This is a genomic window from Sinomonas gamaensis, from assembly GCF_005876955.1.
In the GTDB taxonomy this organism is placed as follows: domain Bacteria; phylum Actinomycetota; class Actinomycetes; order Actinomycetales; family Micrococcaceae; genus Sinomonas; species Sinomonas gamaensis.
In genome coordinates, this window is record NZ_SSCL01000006.1 from 215636 (window position 1) to 233829 (window position 18194).

Annotated in this window: 10 protein-coding genes and 1 rRNA gene; 10 read left to right on the forward strand and 1 reads right to left on the reverse strand. The window is 67.8% G+C overall.

Going from position 1 to position 18194, the window contains the following annotated elements; all coding sequences use genetic code 11:
- The first annotated feature begins 135 nt into the window (after nt 1-135).
- Genes ispD through glgX form a run of 6 tightly spaced genes read left to right on the forward strand, consistent with a single transcriptional unit; the run spans nt 136 to nt 7259 of the window.
- Nucleotides 136-1422 (forward strand): 2-C-methyl-D-erythritol 4-phosphate cytidylyltransferase, encoded by a 1287-nt coding sequence (gene ispD, locus E5679_RS10755; RefSeq protein ID WP_249336073.1) that lies wholly within the window; start codon nt 136-138, stop codon nt 1420-1422.
- 11 nt (nt 1423-1433) lie between these two features.
- Nucleotides 1434-1766 (forward strand): hypothetical protein, encoded by a 333-nt coding sequence (locus E5679_RS10760; protein WP_138415594.1) that lies wholly within the window; start codon nt 1434-1436, stop codon nt 1764-1766.
- Between the two features lie 9 nt (nt 1767-1775).
- Nucleotides 1776-3257: a cysteine--tRNA ligase gene (gene cysS, locus E5679_RS10765; RefSeq protein WP_138415596.1), complete on the forward strand. Its 1482-nt coding sequence runs from the start codon at nt 1776-1778 to the stop codon at nt 3255-3257.
- Nucleotides 3257-4252, forward strand: coding sequence for a 23S rRNA (guanosine(2251)-2'-O)-methyltransferase RlmB (gene rlmB, locus E5679_RS10770; protein ID WP_138415662.1), 996 nt, complete (start codon nt 3257-3259; stop codon nt 4250-4252). The genes cysS and rlmB overlap by 1 nt, the downstream gene beginning before the upstream one ends.
- A gap of 5 nt (nt 4253-4257) precedes the next feature.
- The gene (locus tag E5679_RS10775) at nt 4258-5052 is read left to right on the forward strand and encodes a carbon-nitrogen hydrolase family protein (RefSeq protein ID WP_138415664.1); all 795 of its coding nucleotides are present in this window, start codon (nt 4258-4260) and stop codon (nt 5050-5052) included.
- Nucleotides 5053-5111: 59 nt separating this feature from the next.
- Nucleotides 5112-7259, forward strand: coding sequence for a glycogen debranching protein GlgX (gene glgX / locus E5679_RS10780; protein WP_138415666.1), 2148 nt, complete (start codon nt 5112-5114; stop codon nt 7257-7259).
- 10 nt (nt 7260-7269) lie between these two features.
- On the opposite strand, the gene glgP is transcribed toward glgX, so the two are convergent.
- Nucleotides 7270-9891 (reverse strand): alpha-glucan family phosphorylase, encoded by a 2622-nt coding sequence (gene glgP / locus E5679_RS10785; protein ID WP_212746928.1) that lies wholly within the window; start codon nt 9889-9891, stop codon nt 7270-7272.
- A 173-nt stretch (nt 9892-10064) separates the two neighbouring features.
- On the opposite strand from glgP, the gene E5679_RS10790 reads away from it, so the two are divergent.
- The 4 genes from E5679_RS10790 to E5679_RS10805 form a co-directional block, all read left to right on the forward strand.
- Entirely contained in the window at nt 10065-12092 is a 2028-nt protein-coding gene (locus E5679_RS10790; protein ID WP_138415598.1) for an alpha-1,4-glucan--maltose-1-phosphate maltosyltransferase, read from the forward strand.
- A gap of 88 nt (nt 12093-12180) precedes the next feature.
- Complete coding sequence (gene treS / locus E5679_RS10795) at nt 12181-13977, forward strand: maltose alpha-D-glucosyltransferase (RefSeq protein WP_138415600.1); 1797 nt, start codon at nt 12181-12183, stop codon at nt 13975-13977.
- Complete coding sequence (gene glgB, locus E5679_RS10800) at nt 13974-17690, forward strand: 1,4-alpha-glucan branching protein GlgB (protein WP_138415602.1); 3717 nt, start codon at nt 13974-13976, stop codon at nt 17688-17690. The genes treS and glgB overlap by 4 nt, the downstream gene beginning before the upstream one ends.
- Nucleotides 17691-18082: 392 nt before the next feature.
- A 16S ribosomal RNA gene (locus E5679_RS10805) occupies nt 18083-18194 on the forward strand; the annotation flags it as partial.

The window sequence follows — 18194 nt, forward strand, 5'->3', positions numbered from 1 at the left end:
CGGCCTCAGTGATCTCGCGGCAAGGCAAGGAAGCTGCGACGCCGTGGCCCGTAAACGTGGGGAGGGCGGCGCAGAACCTGGGGAGGACGGCAGGAAGCCACGGAAGGACGCGCGCCTGACGTTAGGCTTGACGCCGTGACTTCCCCCAGCGAACCGGCAGCGCTGCCGCCTGAGCCGCCGGCCGCCGTCGTCATCGTCGCTGCGGGTGCAGGCACCCGCCTCGGGTACGGAATGCCGAAGGCGCTCGTGCCGGTAGGCGGCGAACCGATGCTCCTGCACGCGCTCCGCGGCGTCGTGGACGCGGGCATCGCGCGGCAGGTCTGCGTCGCGGTTCCCGCGGACGACGACGGGCTCGCAGCCGTGTGCCGCGCCTTCACCGAGGAGCGTGCGAACCTGGGGCGAGAGATTCCCGAGGTGACCGTGGTCCGCGGCGGAGCGAGCCGAGCCGATTCGGTCCGCGCGGCGCTCGAAGCCCTTCGGCCCGGCATCGCCCACGTCCTCGTCCACGATGCGGCTCGACCGTTCACACCCGCGGAGGTCTTCCTCCGGGTCGCCGGAGCCCTGCGCCGCGGAGCCGCCGCGGTGATCCCGGTTCTGCCCGTGGTGGACACCGTGAAGAGCGTCGCCCCGACGAGCGGCAACGAGGCGGCCCTCGCGGCCGAGGTGGTCACCGGAACCCCGGCCCGCGAACAGCTTCGAGCGGTCCAGACGCCCCAGGGGTTCGACGCCGAGACCCTCCTCCGGGCCCATCTTGCCGCCCAGACGTGGCCGGCGGAGCGGGCCGCGGCCATCACCGACGACGCGATGCTCGTCGAGTCCATCGGCCTGCCGGTGTACGTGGTCCCGGGGGACCCGAGGTCGCTGAAGATCACTACTCCGCTGGACCTCCACGTCGCCGAGGCGCTCGTGGATCGGGAAGAACAGGACCTTTCGATGATGATCGTGCCCCGCACCGGCGTAGGCGTGGACGTCCACGCCTACGCCCCCGACGACGCTCCTCAGCCCCTGTGGCTCGGCGGTCTCCTGTGGGAGGGAGAGCGCGGGCTCGCGGGGCACTCCGACGGCGATGCGGTGGCGCATGCCGCCGCCGACGCGCTGTTCTCAGCTGCGGGCGTGGGTGACCTCGGGACGCATTTCGGTACGTCGCGGCCCGAATATGCGGGCGCCTCGGGGGTGATGCTTCTCGCGGAGGCAGCAAGGATCGTCCGCTCCGCCGGGTTCGAGATCGGCAATATCTCCGTGCAGTTCGTCGCCCAGAGGCCGGTCTTCTCGCCCCGGCGCGAGGAGTCGGAGCGGGTCCTTTCGGAAGCCGCCGGGGCACCGGTGAGCGTCTCCGCCACCACGAGCGACCACCTCGGATTCACTGGCCGCCGGGAGGGTGTTGCTGCCGTCGCGACGGCCCTCGTGTACCCGATCCAGTAGAGTAGTTCGCCGTGAAGAAGACCCTGACCTCCACCGCCCTCGCCCTGACCCTGCTCCTCACGGCCTGCGGGGGAGACGGGCGGATGAGCATCCAGGACAGCTGCAAGTACCTCCAGAGCGACAACTTCCAGCCGACCGGGACGCAGGTCGAGCAGGCGAAGCAGAGCGCCGAGCACTTCGCGGACGTTGCCAAGAAGGTCGACCCCTCGATCGGCGTCCTCATCCAGAACATGGCGGATGTCCAGAAGAAGATGGCCGACTCCTCGGCGGGCGTCCTCAGTGGCGATCAGAAGAAGCAGCTCACCGACGCCTACAACAGCGTCGGCAAGATCTGCGGTGGCTAGACTTCTCAGGTGACCCTCCGCTTCTACGACTCCGCCGCTCAGGAAGTCCGCGACTTCGTCCCGCTCGTGCCCGGTCAGGCGACCGTGTACTACTGCGGCGCGACGGTGCAGGGTTCCCCTCACGTGGGGCACGTCCGGTCCGCGATCGTCTTCGACCAGCTGACCCGGTGGCTCCAGTACCGCGGATTCGAGACGACGGTGGTCCGGAACGTGACGGACATCGACGACAAGATCCTGGCCAAGAGCGAGGCCTCTTTCGCACCGGACTTCGTCCCTGAGGGCACCTACCGGCCGCGCGAGCAGTGGTTCGCGCTCGCCTACCGCTACGAGCAGGAGTTCGAGGACGCGTACGAGACGCTCGGGGTCCAGCGCCCCACGTACGAGCCCCGTGCGACGGGCCACATGACCGAGATGCACGAGCTCATCGCGCGGCTCATCGAGCGCGGCCACGCGTATCCCGCTCAGGACGGCTCCGGCGACGTCTACTTCGACGTCCGCTCCTGGCCCGAGTACGGGGCTCTCACTCACCAGAGCATCGACGACATGCAGGCGGCGACGGACGCCGATCCCCGGGGGAAGAGGGATCCGCGCGACTTTGCGCTCTGGAAGGGCTACAAGACCGGCGAGCCCGAGACTGCGAGCTGGCCTTCCCCGTGGGGCCGCGGGCGGCCCGGCTGGCACCTCGAGTGCTCGGCCATGGCGACGAAGTACCTCGGCCCCCGATTCGACATCCATGGCGGCGGCCTCGACCTGCGCTTCCCGCACCACGAGAACGAGCTTGCGCAATCCACGGCGGCCGGAGACGGCTTTGCGAACTTCTGGATGCACAACGGCATGGTCACCTACGAGGGCGAGAAGATGTCCAAGTCGATCGGCAACGTGATCTCGCCCGCCGAGATGCTCGCCGTCGCGAGCCCTCGTGTGGTGCGGTACTACCTCGGCCAGGCCCACTACCGCTCGGTCCTCGACTACCGGCCGACGTCCCTGCAGGAGGCCGCGGCCGCCGTCGAACGCATCGATGGCTTCATCGCGAAGGCGGGCGCCAAGACCGAGACCGTCGCGACTGGGCGCGTTCCGGCGGCTTTCGGCCTCGCGATGGACGACGACCTCAACGTCCCGCAGGCCCTCGCCGTGCTCCACGAGACGGTCCGCCGCGGGAACACGGCGCTGGCCGAGGGCGACGTCGACGTGGTCACCGAAGCGCTCGGCGAGGTCCTCGCCATGACCGAGGTGCTCGGGCTCGATGCCGCGGGCCGCGGGGCGGGAGCGGCCGACGACGGCGAGCAGCGCCTGGCGTTCGACGCGCTGGCCGCGTTGGTCGCCGACCAGCTCGAGGCCCGAGCTGCGGCCCGCGCGGCCAAGGACTGGTCTACCGCCGATTCCATCCGAGCACGCCTCTCGACGGCGGGGATCGCCGTCGAGGATTCCGCAGACGGGGCCACCTGGAGCCTCGCGCAACCCCAGATCACCACCACCGGAATGGGAGCATGATGGCCGTCAACGGGCGCCCCGGGGCGCGCAAGAGCAAGAAGGGCGCGACCGTAGGCACGGGAGGCCACGGGCGCAAGGCCCTCGAGGGCAAGGGCCCCACGCCGAAGGCAGAGGACCGCGTCTACCACAAGGCCCACCGGGCCAAGCAGCTCGCGGAGCGATCGGCTGCCAAGCGCCAGGGCAGCGCTGGCCGCCTCGCGGAAGGTCGCGGCAGCGGGCGCCCCAAGGGCATGGAGGAGATGGTCACGGGCCGCAATTCCGTGGTCGAGGCGCTCCGTGCGGGCGTGCCCGCGAAGACCCTCTACGTCGCGGTGCGGATCGAGATGGACGACCGCGTGCGCGAGTCCATGAAGCTCGCCGCCGAGGCCGGGATCCCGCTGCTCGAGGTGCAGAAGCCCGAGCTGGACCGTATGACCGGTGACGCCATCCACCAGGGACTGGCGCTGCAGATCCCGCAGTACGAGTACCCCGACGCCTTCGAGCTGATCGAGGACACGATGGAGAAGTGGCGCAAGGGGCATGTCGCTTCCACGCCCCTCTTCGTCGCGCTCGACGGGATCACCGACCCGCGCAACCTCGGCGCCATCATCCGCTCGGCGTCCGCCTTTTCCGGTCAGGGCGTGATCGTTCCGGAGCGCCGCAGCGTCGGGATGACGGCTGCGGCCTGGAAGACGAGCGCCGGGGCCGCCGTCCGCGTTCCGGTCGCGAAGGCGGCCAACCTCAACACCGTCCTGCGGCAGGCCAAGGAGACCGGGTACTTCGTCCTCGGTCTCGACGGCGGGGGAGAGGTCCAGCTCCCGGGCCTCGAGCTCGCGACCGAGCCCGTGGTCCTTGTGGTCGGCTCGGAGGGCAAGGGCCTCTCGCGCCTCACGCGCGAGCTGTGCGACCAGATCGTCTCGATCCCCATCGATTCGCACATGGAGTCCCTCAACGCCGGGATGGCGGTGGCCATCTCGCTCTACGAGATCTCCACCCGCCGCGCGGAGGCGAAGTGACCGTCATGCGAGTGGCCCTCGTCCAGCTGACGAGCGGCCGCGACCTCGACTCGAACCTCGAGCTGCTTCGTGCTCGGCTGCGGGAGGCGGCGGCGCGGCGGGCCGCCGTCGTCGTCTTCCCCGAGGCCATGATGCGCGCGTTCGGCAACTCCCTCGTGGACATCGCGGAGCCGCTGGACGGTCCGTGGGCGACGGCGGTGCGCGCCGCCGCCGATGAGGCCGGTGTGGTGGTGGTCGCCGGAATGTTCACCCCCGGGAAGCCGGGCACGGTGCGGAACACGCTGCTGGTCCACGGACGCGGGATCGACGCGCATTACGACAAGATCCACCTGTATGACGCGTTCGGCTTCAAGGAGTCGGAGACCGTCACCCCCGGGACCCAGCCGGTCCAGTTCACGCTCGACGGCGTGACCTTCGGGCTCGCCACCTGCTACGACGTGCGCTTCCCCGCGTTGTTCACGGCGAACGCGAGCGCCGGCGCCCACGTCCAGCTCGTCTGCGCCTCGTGGGGGGCGGGCCCGGGCAAGGCAGCCCAATGGGACCTTCTGGTGCGCTCACGGGCCGTCGACACCACGAGCTATGTGCTGGCCTGTGGGCAGTCGGACCCAGCAGCCGCGGGAGTCGAGGCGCGCCATGGTGCGCCAACGGGCATCGGCCGCAGCGCCGTCGTCGGGCCTTTCGGGAATCTCATCGAACGCGCCGGCGACGCGCCCGAGATCCTGTACGCGGATATCGACACCGAGGCCGTGGAAGAGGCCCGGCGGACGCTCCCAGTCCTCGCAAACCGGGTCCCGCTCTAAGTAGTCACCGCGGAGGGTCCACCCGCGCCTCAGTAGGATATGGCGTGATGAGCAGCAACATGACGATGCCGCTGGCCTTCGTGGTCACCCCATCGCAGCCGTTCCCGCTCGGGCTCACGCCCGCACGCAGCGCAGAGCAGCAGGCGACCCACACGGTGAACCTTGCCGTCTACGCACCGGGACTAGAGGCCGTGGACGTGCACTTCCTCGACGAGAGCGGCACGTGGCATCGTGAGCCCCTTCCCGAGCTCACGGACGGGGTGCACCACGGGCTCGTAGCCGGGATGCCTGAGGGCACGCGGTACGCCTTCGCGGCGCGGACCAAGCCGAACGGCAGGGTGCCCATGGTCGCGGAGGCCCAGCTGCTGCTCGACCCCTACGCCCGGGCCGTCGACGTCGTGGAACTCCCGGATGCCGACGGCGACTTCACGCGAGATCAGCTGGTGGCGGTCCGCGTCCACGACCACTTCGACTGGGGCGGCGTGGGGAAGCCTGGAATTCCGTGGCGCGATTCGATCATCTACGAGGCCCACGTCCGCGGCCAGAGCATGCGCCATCCGGACATCCCGGAGGAGCTCCGCGGCACCTACGCAGGCATGGCCCACCCGGTGATGATCGCCCACCTGCAGTCGCTCGGCATCACTGCGATCGAGCTGCTGCCCATCCACTTCCACCTCGACGAGACCCACCTCCAAGACCTCGCCCTGCCCAACTATTGGGGCTACAACACCGCCGCGTTCTTCGCGCCGCATACCGAGTACGCCACCCAGGCGGCGCAGAAGGCCGGCCCTCAGGCCGTGCTCGACGAGCTCAAGGGGATGGTGAAGCTGCTCCATGCGGCCGGCATCGAAGTGATCCTCGACGTCGTCTACAACCACACAGCGGAGGAAGGCCCGGATGGCCCGGTCATCAGCTTCCGGGGCCTCGGCGATCGCTATTACTACCGGACTGACCCCGAAGGCCGCTACATCGACACCACCGGGTGCGGCAATACCTTGGACTTCGGGAACCCGCGCGTGGTTCAGCTGGCGCTGGACTCCCTGAGGTACTGGGTCGAGGAATTCCAGATCGACGGCTTCCGGTTCGATCTGGCCGTGACGCTGTGCCGGGACTCACAGCACTCGTTCACGCCCCTGCATCCGTTCCTCGTCGCGGCCGCCGCCGACCCCGTGGTGGCGCGGACCAAGCTCATCGCCGAACCTTGGGATATCGGCGTGGGCGGATGGCAGACGGGGCGTTTCCCCCAGGGCTGGGCCGACTGGAACGATCACTACCGGGACACAGTGCGGGAATTCTGGCTTTCGGATCGCGGCGCGATCGAGGGCGGGGGCATGGGAGGGCCGACGGCGCGGCTCGCCGACGTGGTGTCCGGTTCCCACGGGCTGTTCGCGGCATCGGGGCGCACCGCGCTCGCCTCCGTCAACTTCGTCACGGCACACGACGGCTTCACGTTGGCGGATCTCTGCGCCTACCACCGCAAGCACAACGAGGCGAACGGCGAGCAGAACCGCGACGGCGCCGTCCACAACCGCAGCTTCAACCACGGGTTCGAGGGACGGACCGAGGTGGAATCGATCATCGCGAAACGGACCCAGTCGGCCAAGAACATGATGGCCACCCTCATGGTCTCGCTCGGCGTTCCCATGATCACCGCGGGGGACGAATTCGGCCGGACCCAGCAGGGCAACAACAACGCCTACTGCCAGGACAACGAGACCACGTGGCTCAACTGGAATCTCGACAGCGCGGGTCGCGAGCTGCTCGACCACACCAGGTGGCTCATCCGCATCCGGCGCGACTTCCTCGAGCGCCAGCCGGCCAGCTATCCCGCACGGGAGGAGAGCAACTACTTCCACTGGTTCGGCGCCGATGGCCTGCCCATGGACCCCGATCGGTGGCAGGATCCGCAGGAGCGGGTCCTCCAGTTCCTCCTCGGGTCACGCGAGGGCTATCTGGACGGACTCGTGGTCATCAACGGCTCACCCGACGTGACCGACCTCGTGTTCCCGGAGCCGTTCGGGAACGAGTACGCGTTCGAACTGCGGTATTCGACGGCACAGAGGGGCGAGCAACGGATCGGAACGGTGTTCGCGAGCGGTCAGGCGGACGTGGCCGAGCCCTGGTCCCTGACCATCTACCGCGCCCGAGAGGGCGGGCCGAAGGCCGGGGTCTCGCACCCCAGGGCGGTGTACGGCAAGACCCCGTGACCTCCGGACGTCAGCCCGCGTTCACCACGAGACCGAGCTCCGCCTTCGAGGCGAGTCCCTCGTGCTGCGGCATGACCCGCACTGTGTAGCCGAACGCGCCCGAGTGGTCCACGCTCACGGTTCCGTCGAAGAGATACCGGCCGTTGCCGAGGTTCTCCACAGCCTCGAGTTCGGCGATGTGCGTATCAGTGAGCTCGTCGCTCTCGTCCACGCGGCCGTAGGCCAGCTCGACCCGCACATCAGCAGGGTTGAGCACGCCCAGATTGAGGTACGCGTTGACGTGCAGCCGATCGCCGATCTGGGGGACCTCGGACAGGCCGCTCGAATCGATGTGCTCTACATGCACCTGCGACCAGTTGGTCCGCACGTGCTTGGTCCACGCTGCGAGCTCGCGGGCCTGCCGGAAGTCGTCCGTGCGGACGGCGCGGCCCGAGAGCGCGGCAGGGGTGTAGAGCTCGCGGACGTAGTCGCCGAGCATCCGGTCTGCGGACACCGCGGGGCCAAGATGCGAGAGGGTGTGCTTGATCATGGAGATCCAGTGCTTCGGCACGCCCTTCGTCCCGGCGGTCGACGACGGCCCAGCGGCTCCCGCCGAGTCTGCACCCCCCACCTTGTTGGGCGCGCCATAGAAACGCGGGGCCACCTGGTTCTCGATGAGGTCGTAGAGCGCTGCCGCCTCGACATCGTCCCGCTCGTGGGGGCTGGCCTTGTCGCTGGCGGTGGGAATTGCCCAGCCGTTGACGCCGTCGTACATCTCATCCCACCAGCCGTCCAGCACGGACAGGTTGAGGGAGCCGTTGATGGCGGCCTTCATGCCCGAGGTGCCGCAGGCTTCGAGCGGGCGGAGCGGGTTGTTGAGCCAGACGTCGCAGCCGGGGAACAGGGTCCGCGCCATGGCGATGTCATAGTTCGGCAGGAACGCGATCCGGTGGCGGACCTCCGGGTCGTCCGTGAAGCGCACGAGGTCCTGGATCATCCGCTTGCCGGCGTCGTCCGCCGGGTGGGACTTGCCCGCGATGACGATCTGGATGGGGTGCTCTGGATCGAGCAGGAGGCGCTTGAGCCGTGCGGGGTCGCGGAGCATGAGCGTGAGCCGCTTGTAGGTCGGCACGCGCCGGGCGAAGCCGATCGTGAGCACGTCCGGATCCAGCACGGAGTCAGTCCAGCCCAACTCCGCATCCGCCGCGCCGCGCTTCTTCCACGCAGCCCGCACCCGGCGTCGGACGTCCTCGATGAGCCGCCCGCGCAGCTTGCGCCGGACGGCCCAGATCTCCTCGTCGCTCACGTTGAAGACGAGGTCCCAGCGGCCGCCGGCCGCCGAGCCCGGCTCCATGATGTCCGCCATCGTGGTGACCGCGGGGTCGATCCACGTGGGCACGTGGACACCGTTCGTGATCGACGTGATCGGCACCTCCGAATGGTCGAAGCCCGGCCAGAGGCCCGAGAACATCGCCCGCGAGACCTGCCCGTGGAGCTTCGCGACGCCGTTGGCGCGCTGAGCCAGCCGGAGGCCCATCACGGCCATGTTGAAGACTGACGGATCACCGCCGTCGTAGCTCTCGCGTCCGAGCTCGAGGATCTTGGCGGTCGGCACGTCCGGCGCGAGGCCGGCGTCGAAGAAGAACTTGATCTGCGCCGCGTCGAAGCGGTCGATGCCCGCCGCTACAGGGGTATGGGTCGTGAAGACGGTGGAGGCGCGGCCAGCGACCAGGGCCTCGTCCCAGCTGAGGGGCTCCTCGCCGGACATGAGCTCCTGGATGCGCTCGATGCCGAGGAAGCCAGCGTGCCCTTCATTGGTGTGGAACACCTCTGGCGCCCGAGCGCCGGTGAGCCGCTCGAAGATCCGCAGCGCCTTGACGCCGCCCATCCCGAGGAGCAGCTCCTGCTGGAGGCGGTGGTCTCCACCGCCGCCGTAGAGGCGGTCGGTGATGGCGCGGGCGCCGTCGTCGTTCGTGGGGACGTTCGAGTCGAGCAGGAGCAGCGGAACACGCCCGACGTCGGCACGCCAGACGTGCGCGTGCAGCTTGCGGCCGTTGGGCAGGGGCAGCGTGACGACGGCGGGGGAGCCGTCCTCTTCCTTCAGGAGCGTGAGCGGCAGGGCGTCCGGGTCGAGGACCGGATACGTCTCCTGCTGCCACGCGTCCCGGGAGAGGGACTGCTTGAAGTAGCCCGACTGGTACAGGAGGCCGACCCCGATGAGCGGCACGCCGAGGTCCGACGCCGCCTTGAGGTGGTCGCCGGCGAGGATGCCAAGGCCGCCCGAGTACTGCGGGAGGACCTCCGTGATGCCGAACTCGGGCGAGAAATAGGCGATGCACCGCGGTGAATCAGCGCCGAGCGTCTGGTACCACCGCGGATCCTCAAGGTACTGCCGCAGATCTTCGCCTGCCGCGGCGATGCGCTCCACGACGTCCGGATCCTCCGCGAGGGCCGTCATCTTCTCGCGCGTCACCGACCCGAGAAAGCCAATGGGATCATGCTCGCTCTCGGCCCAGAGGTCGGGGTCGAGGCTCTCGAACAGGTCCTGAGTCGGCTGATGCCATGACCAGCGGAGGTTGGTGGCAAGGTCACCGAGCGCAGCGATGGGCGCGGGCAGCACGGTGCGAACGGTGAATCGTCGAATGGCCTTCACGAGCGCCACCCTATCCGAGGGCATGACGATGCTGAATACCTTCAGGTAACGATGGGGTGAATCACGAATGCACGGGTGCAATTTCGCGCCAGCACGCTCGTCACGTCCTTCGCATTCGGCCGCTGCCCGGGCTATGGTGGCGCTTGAATCGGCCCCCGCGAAAGGACCCTGCTGTGCCTGGACTTGAGCCCGCGATTCCCGAGGAGCTCCGTTTCGGACGGTTCCCCATCACCGATGTCTCACCCGTGGTAGAAGGGGGCCGCTTTCCCGCCAAGGCCTTGCCCGGCGAGACGATCCCCGTGACGGCAACCGCGACCCGAGAGGGACACGACGCGCTCGGCGTGTCGGCGGTCCTCTACAGCCCGGAGGGCAAGGTGGAGCAGCGGGTGAGGCTCGAGTCCCTGGGGCCCGGGCTGGACCGCTGGGGAGGGGCATTCACGCCCAGCCGGCCCGGCCTCTGGAGCTTCACCATCGAGGCGTGGCATGACCGCTACGGCACGTGGCACCACAACGCGGACATCAAGATCGCCGCGGGCGTCGACGTCGAGCTCATGCTCGCGGAGGGGGCCAAGCTCCTCGGTGAGGCCGCCGACGATGAGGAGCGCTCCGACGTCGACCGCGCCGTCTTCAAACTCGCCGCGGACGGGCTGGCCGACACCAGCCGCGCCGTTCCCGAGCGTCTGGCCGCCGGCGAGTCCGGCGAGGTGCTCGCGGCGATCGCGCGTGAACCGATCCGCGAGCTCGTGACCTCCACGGAACGGTATCCCCTCCTCGTCGAGCGCGACCGGGCTGGCCGGGGCGCCTGGTACGAGTTCTTCCCGCGGTCCGAGGGTGCGTGGCGCAACTCCGAGACGGGCGAGTGGACCTCTGGGAACTTCCGCACCGCAGCCGAGCGCCTCCCGGGCGTCGCCGCGATGGGCTTCGACGTGGTGTACCTCCCCCCGATCCACCCCATCGGCGTCGCGTTCCGCAAGGGACCGAACAACTCCCTCAACGCAGGGCCCGGCGATCCCGGATCGCCATGGGCGATCGGCTCGGCCGACGGCGGGCACGACGCCATCCACCCGGATCTTGGCTCGTTCGAGGATTTCGACGCGTTCGTGGCGCGCGCCGGCGAGCTCGGCCTCGAAGTCGCGCTCGACCTCGCGCTCCAGGCTTCGCCGGATCACCCCTGGGTCGCCCAGCATCCGGAATGGTTCACCACGCGGGTCGATGGCTCTATCGCGTATGCCGAGAATCCTCCGAAGAAGTATCAGGACATCTATCCGCTGAACTTCGACAACGATCCGGAGGGCCTGAGCCGCGAGGTGCTGCGGGTCGTGAACCTCTGGATCGACCACGGGATCAAGATCTTCCGCGTGGACAATCCGCACACCAAGCCGGTGTGGTTCTGGGAGTGGCTGATCGGGAAGGTCAACGAGGAGCACGGAGATGTCGTGTTCCTCGCGGAGGCATTCACCCGGCCCGCGATGATGAAGGCGCTCGGCCGCGCCGGGTTCCAGCAGTCCTACTCATACTTCACGTGGCGGAACACGCGTGAGGAGCTCGAAGAGTTCTTCACGATGATCTCGAAGGAATGGGCCCCGTTCTACCGCCCCAACCTCTTCGTGAACACCCCGGACATCCTCACCGAGTACCTCCAGTACGGCGGGCGCCCGGCATTCAAGATCCGCGCGGTGCTCGCGGCCATGGGCGCGCCGACCTGGGGTGTCTACGCGGGGTACGAGCTCTTCGAGCACGTGGCACGTCCGGGTGCCGAGGAGTACATCGACAACGAGAAGTATGAATACAAGCAGCGCGACTGGGCGCAGGCCGAGGCTGAGGGGCGGTCGCTCGCGCCGTACATCACCCGGCTCAACGAGATCAGGCGCGCCCACCCGGCACTGTGGGACCTGCAGAATCTGACCCTGCACTGGAGCACGGACGAGGCGATCCTGGTGTTCTCGAAGCACAAGGTCCTCGAGGACGGCACGAAGGACACGCTCATCGTCGTCGTGAACGTCGACCCGCACAGCGCCCGGGAATGCTCCGTCCATCTGGACCTCGCCGCGCTGGACCTGGACGCCGGACTGTTCGACGCCGAGGGAAAGTTCCGTGTTGACGACCTGATTTCTGGGCAAAGCTGGCAGTGGGGAGTGGACAACTACGTGCGGCTCGATTCGTATTTCGAGCCGGCTCACATCCTGCACGTGCGGCGCTGACAGTCCCATAGCCGCCGGGCAGCGGTGGCGCTAACGTAGCCTCACTGCCCGGACACGTCGGTTGAACCGTCGGAAGGAGCAACGCTAGATGAACCTAGGCCAGCAGGCGAAGCAGAATTTCAACGTGAACGCGCCCGGTCTCCAGCACGATCCGTACTGGTACCGCAAGGCGGTGTTCTACGAGGTTCTCGTCAGGGCCTTCGCGGATGCGAACGGTGATGGATCGGGAGACATCCAAGGGCTCATCGACAAGCTCGACTACCTGCAATGGCTTGGGGTCGACTGCCTCTGGCTTCCTCCGTTCTTCGAGTCCCCGCTGCGGGACGGCGGCTACGACGTCGCCGACTATGAGTCGGTCCTGCCGGAGTTCGGGTCCATCAGCGACTTCCAGCGCCTCGTGGCCGAGGCCCACGCGCGGGGCGTGCGGATCATCATCGACCTTCCCCTCAACCACACCTCGGACCAGCACCGCTGGTTCCAGGAGTCCCGGCGGAACCCGGACGGCCCCTACGGGGACTTCTACGTCTGGAGCGACACCGACCAGAAGTACACCGAGGCCCGCATCATCTTCATCGACACGGAGGAGTCGAACTGGACGTTCGATCCCATCCGGCGGCAGTTCTTCTGGCACCGCTTCTTCAGCCACCAGCCCGATCTCAACTTCGAGAATCCGGCCGTGGTCGAGGCAGTCTTCAACGTGTTCAAGTTCTGGCTCGACCAGGGTGTGGACGGCATCCGTGCGGACGCGATCCCTTATCTGTTCGAGGAGGAGGGCACGAACTGCGAGAACCTCCCCGCCACACACGAGTTCCTCGTCAAGCTCCGCGCGATGATGGACCAGAACTACCCGGGCCGCATCATCATCGCCGAGGCGAACCAGCCACCCCATGAGGTGGTCGAGTACTTCGGGACGGAAGAGGCGCCGGAGTGCCACATGGCCTTCCACTTCCCGATCATGCCGCGCCTCTACTACGCCCTCCGAGACCAGCGCGCGAAGCCCATCATCGACACGATGGCGGACACGCCGAACATCCCGGCGGGGGCCCAATGGGGCACGTTCCTCCGGAACCACGACGAGCTGACCCTCGAGATGGTCACGATCGAGGAACGCGAGGCGATGCTGGGGTGGTACGCCTCCGACCCCCGAATGCGCGCGAACATCGGCATCCGGCGGCGCCTCGCCCCGCTGCTCGACAATTCGCGGCACGAGATCGAACTCATCAACGCGCTGCTCCTCTCCCTTCCCGGGAGCCCGTTCCTGTACTACGGGGACGAAGTGGGGATGGGGGACAACATCTGGCTCCAGGACCGGGACGCGGTCCGTACGCCGATGCAGTGGAATCCCGATCGCAATGCCGGATTCTCGGTCGCCGATCCGGGCAAGCTCTACTTGCCCACCATCCAGTCGCTCGTCTACCACTATTCGATGGCCAACGTCGAGGCGGAGATGGCCCATTCGGGGTCGCTCCTGCGCTGGACGCGGAACATCTTGGGCGTGCGCCGCGGGCACCCGGTGTTCGGGCTCGGCTCGTACCGCAATATCGACGCCGATTCCGAGCAGGTGCTCGCATTCGTCCGCGAGCTGAAGCCGAACGAGATCCCGGGGGAACCGGGCGAGACCGTCCTTTGCGTCTTCAACCTCTCGGGACACCCAGTCGCCTCGTCCCTCGACCTCGTCGGGTTCGAGGGCCGGGGCCTTCGGGACCTGTTCGGCGGGGAGCCCTTCTCCCAAGTGGGGCACGATGGACGCTTCCACATCACCCTCGGCCCGCACGGCTACTACTGGCTGCGCATCCGCAGCGCCGGAAGCGTGCCGAGCAGCCCCTTCACTCAGGCCATGCCGATCATCACGTCTGAAACTCACCAGGGGGAACTGGTCGAATGACGACAACCGGAGAAGAGCATTTCCTCACGCCACCGATCGCGGAGCTGCTCGAGCGGTGGCTCCCGTCGCAGCGCTGGTACCCCGCGAAGGGCCGTCAGGCGGAGTTCGTCCGAGCCGGAGACGTCCGCCTCGAGGATCCGCGCGGCGAGGCCGAGATCGAGATCCTCCTCGTGCGCGTCAAGGCGGGCCGGCTCGAAACCATGCTCAACGTGCCGCTCACCTACCGTCGTGAACCGCTTCCCAGCGCGGAGCACGCGCTTGTGGGCAGGAGCGAGCATTCGGCGTCCGGACCTCTGTGGGTCTACGACGGCGTCCACGATCCTGCCTTCGTCCGCGGGCTCCTTGCCCTTGTCGGGTCGGGTGGCCCGGCCAAGGCGGGGACAGCGTGGGGCCGCACGAGCGGTGCCGGCCGCATCCCGGACGGCGACCTCGAGTGCAAGGTGCTCTCGAGCGAACAGTCCAACAGCTCGATTGTGGTGCGGGACGGCGAGGCCGCTGCGATGGTCAAAGTCCTGCGCCAGCCCGCTGACGGGCTCAACCCCGAGGTCGAACTCGGCGCTGCCCTCGCGCGCGCCGGCGCCGCCGATGTCCCCGCCACCCTTGGCTGGGTCGACGGGGCCTGGAGCCTCCGAGGCGAGGGAACAGCGCGAGGCCAGCTCGCCGTCGTCCACGAATTCCTGCCCGGCGGGCAGGACCTGTGGCAGCTCGCGCTCGACGCCGCCGCAGCCGGGGAGGACTTCAGCGCGCACGCGCGCGGCCTAGGACGGGCGACTGCGCGTGTCCATCAGGCGCTCGAGGCAAGCCTCGGGAGCACCAAGCTGGACGACGACGCCGCCATCGAGTTCGTCGGAACCCTCGCCGGGCGCCTTCGCTCGGCTTGGGACGAGGTCGGGGCGAGCATCGGTCTGCCGGAGGTCGCGCTCGAGCGGCTCCTCGAGACGCTCGCCGGTCAGGCTGCGGGCCTCCGCGTTCAACGGATCCATGGGGACCTTCACCTCGGCCAGATCCTGCATTTCCCCGACCACGCAGAGCGGCCCTACGCCATTCTCGACTTCGAGGGCGAGCCGCTGCGGCCGGTCTCCGAACGGAGCCTGCCGGACGTTCCGCTGCGCGACGTCGTCGGAATGCTCCGCTCGTTCGATTACGCGGCCGGTGCCGCAGAGCGCACCGTGCCCGCCGCCCGCGTTCCAGCCGGTTGGGCCGACGGCGCCGGCCGAGCCTTCTGGGAAGGCTACGCGGAGATCCTGCCGCAGGAAGATCCCTTCGGAGGCCCGCTCTTCGCCGCGCTGTGGCTCGACAAGGCGCTCTACGAGGTGGGCTACGAGGAACGCAACCGGCCTGCATGGGCGGAGATTCCGCTTCGTGCCGTGCGATCGGCGCTGGCGCCCTACGTCCGCAAGGATGAAGGCGAGCCACCCGCCCGCCCAGACGGACTTTCAGAAGAGGCGGCGGACGGCCGCCGACGAGAGGAGAACGACGTGTCAGAGCACACTGACCAGCAGGGTGCCCATGCCATGGGGTCGGCGACACCCATCCCGGTTCCCCAGGATGTGCTGAGTCGCATCGCGGCAGGATCGTTCCACGCCCCCCACGCCGTCCTGGGAGCACACCTCGGCGAGGACGGAAGCGTCACCATCCGCACGCTCAAGCATCTCGCCACGGGTGTCACAGCGATCACCCCGAACGGCTCGGTGCCGCTGCGCCACGAATTCCACGGCGTCTGGGTCGTGGCTCTGCCTCCCACCGAGGAGGGCGGGGTTCCGGACTACCGCCTCGAGGTCGAATACGGCGACGGCCACATGGTGACGTACGACGATCCCTACCGCTTCATGCCCACCCTCGGGGAACTCGACCTCTACCTCATCGGGGAAGGCCGGCACGAGCAGCTGTGGAAGGCCCTCGGGGCGCACGTCCAGCGCTTCCACTCGGTCATGGGCGACATCCACGGCACGTCCTTCTCGGTCTGGGCGCCCAACGCACTGGCGGTCCAAGTGAAGGGCGACTTCAACGGCTGGGACGGCCGCGAGCACGCCATGCGGAGCCTCGGCTCGTCCGGGGTGTGGGAGATCTTCATCCCGGGCGTTGAAGCAGGGGCGTGCTACAAGTTCGGCATTCTGACGAAGAGCGGCCACTGGGTCGAGCGTGCGGATCCGATGGCGTTCGGCACCGAGGTTCCGCCGCGCACGGCCTCCCGCGTGGTCGAGTCGCGCTACGCCTTCAAGGACGACGACTGGATGCGCAGTCGCTCGGTCCACGACCCCCACAACTCGCCGATGAGCGTGTACGAGGTGCACCTTGGCTCGTGGCGTCCGGGGCTCTCGTACCGGGACCTCGCCAAGGAACTCGTGGACTACGTCCGCGAGATGGGCTTCTCCCATGTCGAGTTCATGCCGGTCGCAGAGCACCCGTTCGGCGGTTCGTGGGGTTATCAGGTCACGTCCTATTACGCCCCGACCTCCCGTTTCGGGCACCCCGACGACTTCAAGTACCTGGTGGACCAGCTGCACCAGGCCGACATCGGCGTGATCGTGGACTGGGTTCCGGCCCACTTCCCGAAGGACGAGTGGGCGCTTGCCCGTTTCGACGGAGAGCCGCTCTACGAGCACGCTGACCCCATGCAGGGCGAGCACCCGGACTGGGGCACGTACATCTTCAACTTCGGCCGCACCGAAGTACGGAACTTCCTGGTGGCGAACGCGCTGTACTGGCTCGAGGAGTACCACGTCGATGGCCTCCGCGTGGATGCCGTCGCGTCGATGCTCTATCTGGACTACTCCCGCAAGGAGGGCCAGTGGCGGCCGAACCAGTTCGGGGGTCGGGAGAACCTCGAGGCGATCTCCTTCCTCCAAGAGGCGAACGCCACGGCGTACCGGCGCAACCCCGGCATCGTCATGATCGCCGAGGAGTCCACCGCGTTCCCCGGCGTGACCAAGCCGACCTCCATGAGCGGGCTCGGCTTCGGGCTCAAGTGGAACATGGGCTGGATGCACGACTCGCTGCAGTACATCCACGAGAACCCAATCAACCGGCGCTGGCACCACAACAAGATCACCTTCTCGATCATGTACGCGTTCAGCGAGAACTTCCTCCTGCCGATCAGCCACGACGAGGTCGTGCACGGCAAGGGATCCATGCTGCGGAAGATGCCCGGAGACCGGTGGCAGCAGCTCGCCAACCTCCGCGCGTACTACGCCTTCCAGTGGGCGCACCCCGGGAAGCAGCTCATCTTCATGGGCTGTGAGTTCGGGCAAGAGGGGGAGTGGAACCAGGAGCACGGCCTTGACTGGTGGGTCGCGGACACTGAGCCCCACAAGGGACTCCAGCGGCTGATCCGGGATCTCAACGGGATCTACCGCCGCACTCCGGCGCTCTACACCCAGGACAATGATCCCGCGGGCTTCGAATGGATCAGGGGCGACGACGGCGAGCACAACGTCGTGTCCTTCATCCGTTGGTCAACGGACGGCAAGCCGCTCGTGTGCATCGTGAACTTCGCGGGCAACCCCCACCTCGACTACACCGTAGGCATGCCCTCCGCTGGAGCTTGGCGCGAGGTAGTCAACACGGATGCGACCGAGTACGGCGGGTCCGGTGTCACCAATGGCGGGCTGGTGATGGCCGAGCAGCGTGAGTGGGGCGGCAAACCGGCCTCGGCCACGCTGACCCTTCCGCCGCTCGGCGCCGTGTACCTTGAGCCGGACGTCCAGGTCTGACGCGTCCGTTCGTACCGCTTCCGAGGGCCCGGGATCCGCGTGATTCCGGGCCCTTGGAAGCTTCCTGCGCAGGGGTTGGCGCCCCGTCCGAACGGTGGTATAGTTCTGTACCGCGCCGGGGAGACCACGGCGCGAATCCCCTTGCTCAGCATCGAAAAGGTCGTTGGCCGCTTGGCCAGTTTGACTCGGAGAAGCCGAGCGGGTAGGTTAGAGAAGTTGCTTCGGAGCGGGTCAGATGGTTCTGGCTGATGTTCCGGGGGGACCGGTTGTTTGAGAACTCAATAGTGTGCCATGTTCGATTCGATGCCATTTTTTTGATGGCTGATTTTGTCTGGTCTGCTGCACCCCGGTGCAGTTGGGCTGGGCGTTGGCCTGGATTGTTTTTCTGTTTTTTGACGGAGAGTTTGATCCTGGCTCAGGATGAACGCTGGCGGCGTGCTTAACACATGCAAGTCGGACGATGAAGCCCTTCGGGGTGGATTAGTGGCGAACGGGTGAGTAACA

Bases quoted from the DNA above. Each gene is read 5' to 3' on its own strand.
- rlmB (WP_138415662.1), top strand. From the start codon at position 3,257: ATGGCCGTCAACGGGCGCCCCGGGGCGCGCAAGAGCAAGAAGGGCGCG.
- E5679_RS10775 (WP_138415664.1), top strand. From the start codon at position 4,258: ATGCGAGTGGCCCTCGTCCAGCTGACGAGCGGCCGCGACCTCGACTCG.
- glgX (WP_138415666.1), top strand. From the start codon at position 5,112: ATGACGATGCCGCTGGCCTTCGTGGTCACCCCATCGCAGCCGTTCCCG.
- treS (WP_138415600.1), top strand. From the start codon at position 12,181: ATGAACCTAGGCCAGCAGGCGAAGCAGAATTTCAACGTGAACGCGCCC.
- glgB (WP_138415602.1), top strand. From the start codon at position 13,974: ATGACGACAACCGGAGAAGAGCATTTCCTCACGCCACCGATCGCGGAG.